The sequence below is a fragment of the Frankia sp. CeRuru1 genome (genome assembly GCF_977966315.1).
Genome location: NZ_CDWWEW010000397.1, coordinates 1 through 4,449 on the forward strand (window position 1 = coordinate 1; position 4,449 = coordinate 4,449).

General features: G+C 70.3%; 4 protein-coding genes. All 4 read left to right on the forward strand.

Going from position 1 to position 4,449, the window contains the following annotated elements:
* Positions 1-603 (forward strand): arginine repressor (argR, locus tag AC08OP_RS21200; protein ID WP_476615785.1); only part of this gene is annotated, 603 nt, incomplete at its 5' end.
* Positions 604-765: 162 nt separating this feature from the next.
* Positions 766-1,968 carry an argininosuccinate synthase gene (locus tag AC08OP_RS21205; RefSeq protein ID WP_476615786.1) on the forward strand — a complete coding sequence of 401 codons (1,203 nt, stop codon included), beginning with the start codon at positions 766-768 and terminating at the stop codon, positions 1,966-1,968.
* A complete protein-coding gene (gene argH / locus AC08OP_RS21210; RefSeq protein ID WP_476615787.1) occupies positions 1,965-3,425 on the forward strand; it encodes an argininosuccinate lyase in 1,461 nt (486 codons plus the stop codon). Before AC08OP_RS21205 ends, argH begins: the two co-directional genes overlap by 4 nt.
* 26 nt (positions 3,426-3,451) lie before the next feature.
* Positions 3,452-4,090 (forward strand): DNA-3-methyladenine glycosylase, encoded by a 639-nt coding sequence (locus tag AC08OP_RS21215; protein WP_476615788.1) that lies wholly within the window; start codon positions 3,452-3,454, stop codon positions 4,088-4,090.
* Positions 4,091-4,449: the final 359 nt, after the last annotated feature.

The following is a 4,449-nucleotide window of genomic DNA, read 5'->3' on the forward strand; positions in this document are numbered from 1 at the left end:
AAGCACGCCCGTCAGGCTCGGCTGGCGGCGTTGATCGGTCAGCGCGGCGTGCGTTCACAGACCGAGCTCGCGCGTCTGCTGGCCGCCGAGGGCGTCCAGGTTACCCAGGCAACCCTGTCCCGTGATCTGGAGGACATCGGGGCGACCAAGGTGCGCGGTCCGGACGGCGGCCTGGTCTACGCGGTCGAGGCGAACCTCGCGCCGGCGGAGATCGTCCGGCTGTCGCTCACCCGGCTCTGCGAGGAACTGCTGGTCTCCGCGGAGGCCAACGGCGACCTGGTCGTGCTGCGCACGCCGTCGGGCGCCGCGCAGCTGTTCGCCTCGGTGCTCGACCGGGAGGCGCTCCCGGGGGTCATGGGCACGATCGCGGGGGACGACACGGTGCTCGTCGTCTGCCGGTCGGCTCCCGCAGCCGAGGCCCCGGTCCGTCCGGAGAGTTCCGTCGGCCCGGGAGATCCCATCGGTTCGGGAGAGCCAGCTGGTCAGGGAGGGCATGCCGGCCCGAGGGGGCCGGCACTCGCCGCCCATCTCCTGTGGCTCGCCGACGGCCGGGCGCGTGGAGCGTCGACGGGACCGTCCGCCGTGCCGGACCAGGATGCGTAGCGGTGCACCGGCGACGCCGTGAACCGGCCTTCCCAGCACCCTCGATAAACACAATGCTGATTTTTGCTAAAAATAGCACTCATCGGCTTTTTTGACTAATTCGGCGTGATTTCTAATAATTCAACATGATTCGATATAAATCAACATAAGGAGATAAGCACTGTGACCGAACGCGTCGTGCTTGCCTACTCGGGCGGCCTCGACACGTCCGTGGCCATCGGTTGGATCGGCGCCGAGACCGGCGCCGACGTCGTCGCGCTGGCGGTCGACGTCGGCCAGGGCGGCGAGGACCTCGAGGCCATCCGGCAGCGCGCCCTCACCTGTGGCGCGGTCGAGTCGATCGTCGTCGACGCCCGCGAGGAGTTCGCCGAGTCCTTCGTCGCTCCGGCGATCAAGAGCAATGCACTCTACATGGACCGGTATCCGTTGATCTCGTCGCTGTCGCGACCTGTCATCGTCAGGCATCTGGTCGCCGCGGCCCGCGAGCACGGGGCGGACGCCATCGCGCACGGCTGCACCGGCAAGGGCAACGACCAGGTGCGCTTCGAGGTCGGGGTGGCGGCGCTCGCCCCCGGGCTGAGCGTGCTCGCCCCGGTGCGCGACTCGGGGATGACCCGGGACAAGGCGATCGCCTTCGCGGAGGAACGCGGCCTGCCGATCGACGTGTCGAAGAAATCGCCGTATTCCATCGACCAGAACCTGTGGGGCCGCACCGCCGAGTGCGGCGTCCTCGAGGACCCGTGGGCCCAGCCGCCGGAGGACGTCTTCGTCTACTCCGCGGACCCCACCGTCGCGCGGACCCCCGACGAGGTGACCATCTCGTTCACTGACGGTGTCCCGGTGGGGCTGGATGGGCGCTCCCTCCCGCTCGCCGATCTCGTCGCCGAGCTCAACGTCCGGGCGGGCGCCCACGGCGTGGGCCGGATCGACCTGATCGAGGACCGGCTCGTCGGCATCAAGAGCCGGGAGATCTACGAGTGCCCGGCGGCGATCACGCTGCTGACGGCCCACCGGGACCTCGAGGACCTCACGCTCGAGCGGGATGTCGCCCGGTTCAAACGGGGCATCGACCAGCGGTGGGGTGAGATCGTCTACGACGGTCTGTGGTACTCGCCGCTGAAGAGCGCGTTGGACGCCTTCGTCGACTCCGCCAGCGCCGGAGTGTCCGGGGAGGTGCGGATCCGGCTGGTGGGTGGCGTCGCCCAGGTCGTCGGCCGGCGCAGCCCGGCCAGTCTGTACGACTACGCACTGGCCACCTACGACGCCGGCGACCAGTTCGACCAGCGCGATGCCCGCGGGTTCATCGAGCTCTGGGGCCTGCCGACGAAGGTCTGGGCGGCGCGCGAGCAGCGGCTGAACCCGTGACCGCGACGCACCCGTCCGGCGGGAACGACACGACGCACGGGGCGCCCGGGGACGGGGCGCCGATGCGGCTGTGGGGCGGGCGCTTCGCCGGCGGCCCGGCGGAGGCGCTCGCCCGGCTGTCGATAAGCGTCCAGTTCGACTGGCGGCTGGCGCCCTACGACCTGCTCGCGTCGAAGTCGCACGCCCGGGTCCTGCACCGGGCCGGGTTGCTCGACGCCGACGAGCTCGCGGCGATGCTCGCCGCCCTGGACGAGCTCTCCGACGCGGTCACCCAGGGCCGGTTCCGCCCGACCGTCGAGGACGAGGACGTCCACACCGCCCTCGAACGCGGTCTGCTCGAACGGCTTGGAACGCTGGGCGGAAAGCTGCGGGCCGGCCGGAGCCGCAACGATCAGGTCGCCACCGACCTGCGGCTCTACCTGCGGGACTCGGCCCGCGAGGTGGCCGCGCGGCTGACCGAGTTGTCCCATGCGCTGGTTGTGCTTGCCGAGCAGCACGTCGATACCCCGGCCCCCGGGATGACCCACCTGCAGCACGCCCAGCCGATCTCCTTCGGTCATCAGCTGCTGGCACACGTGCAGGCGTTCGTCCGGGACATCGACCGGTTGCGCGACTGGGACGCCCGGGCGTCGGTGAGCGCCTTGGGGGCCGGGGCACTGGCCGGTTCCTCGCTGCCGCTCGACCCGCAGGGGGTGGCCGCGGAGCTGGGGTTCGACCGGGCGTTCGCCAACTCCCTCGACGCGGTCTCCGACCGGGACTTCGCCGCCGAGTTCCTGTTCGTGGCGGCCCTGATCGGAGTGCACCTGTCGCGGCTCGGCGAGGAGATCGTGCTCTGGACGACGAGGGAGTTCGGCTGGGTCGAACTGGACGACGCCTTCGCGACCGGTAGCTCGATCATGCCGCAGAAGAAGAACCCGGACGTCGCGGAGCTGGCCCGGGGGAAGTCCGGCCGGCTCATCGGGGATCTGACCGGCTTCCTGGCCACTCTCAAGGGACTGCCGCTCGCCTACGACCGCGATCTGCAGGAGGACAAGGAGCCGGTCTTCGACGCGGTCGACACCCTGCTGCTGGTGCTGCCCGCGCTGACCGGCACGGTTGCGACCATGCGGGTCCGTCGCGAGCGGCTCGTCGCCGCGGCGCCCGACGGCTTCGCGCTGGCCACGGATGTCGCCGAGTACCTGGTGCGCCGAGGGGTGCCGTTCCGTCAGGCGCACGAGGCGGTCGGCCAGTTCGTGTCGTGGTGCGTGGCCCACGACGTCGATCTCGACGAGGTGCCGGACGACGATCTCGGCGTGATCAACCCGCTGCTCACCCCGGACGTGCGCGAGGTGCTGTCGGTGCGGGGAGCGCTGGAGGCCCGCTCGGCACCCGGCGGGACCGCTCCCGACCGGGTCCGCGAGCAGATCGCCGCGTTGCGTCCGGTGCTGGACCGGGACCAGGCCTGGGCGGTGGGTTGACGGCGCTACCCGAATCCTCGCCCGGCATGGCACCGACGGACGGTGCCGCGCCGGACGGGGTGGACTTCTACGACCGGCCCGTTCTGGTCGTCGCACCGGCCCTTCTTGGTGCGACGGTCCGGCACGGGCCGGTCGCCGTTCGGATCACCGAGGTTGAGGCGTACGGGGGGCTGGATGATCCCGCCTCGCACGCCTATCGCGGCCCGACGCCGCGCGCGGCCGTCATGTTCGGACCGCCGGGACGGGCCTACGTCTACCTCAGTTACGGCGTCCACTGGTGTCTGAACGTGGTGTGCGGACCGGTCGGTTCGGCGTCGGCCGTGCTCCTGCGCTCCGGAGAGGTCGTGGCGGGTCGCGACCTCGTAGCGGGCCGTTTCCCACACCTGGTCGAGGCGGACCTAGCGCGTGGCCCCGGCCGGTTGGGACGGGCGCTCGCCGTGACCGGCGCACTGAGTGGAACCCCGGTCACCGGCGCGGGGCCGATCACGGTGGCACTGGCCGGGGGCCGGGGGATCCGTCCTCCCGGCCCGCCCGGTATCTCCGGCGGCCGGGTCTGCCTCGGCCCCCGGGTGGGGATCCGGGTGGCGGCCGAATGGCCCTGGCGATTCTGGCTCGCTGGCGAGGCGACGGTCAGCAGCCCGCGGTCGCCGCGTCGACCCAGGTGAGTCGACCCGGTGATGCTCTGTACGAGTGTTCCGGGGGTCCAGAGCTCTGGCCCAGACCAGCAAGCCTCCCATATCAAAAGATCACAACGAACCAGTCTTGGGAAGGTGTGACGTACATCACATATCTTGGCGAGGGATTGATTTGACGTCCCCCGTCATCCACCCGTAATGTTCTCTCTGTCAGCGAGACACCGGATCCGCCGAACACCACGGATGCGGTCGGTGACCGCCCCCCTTGAGGGGCGTTATGTGGCAGATGTACGGCAGCCCCCGTCTGGGGAGTAACTGACGAGCATCCTCCAGAATTTCGCAAGAAGCCAGCAAGCCGCATGAGGGCGACGTCTTGCGACGTCTACTCA

Bases quoted from the DNA above. Each gene is read 5' to 3' on its own strand.
- AC08OP_RS21215 (WP_476615788.1), top strand. From the start codon at position 3,452: ATGGCACCGACGGACGGTGCCGCGCCGGACGGGGTGGACTTCTACGAC.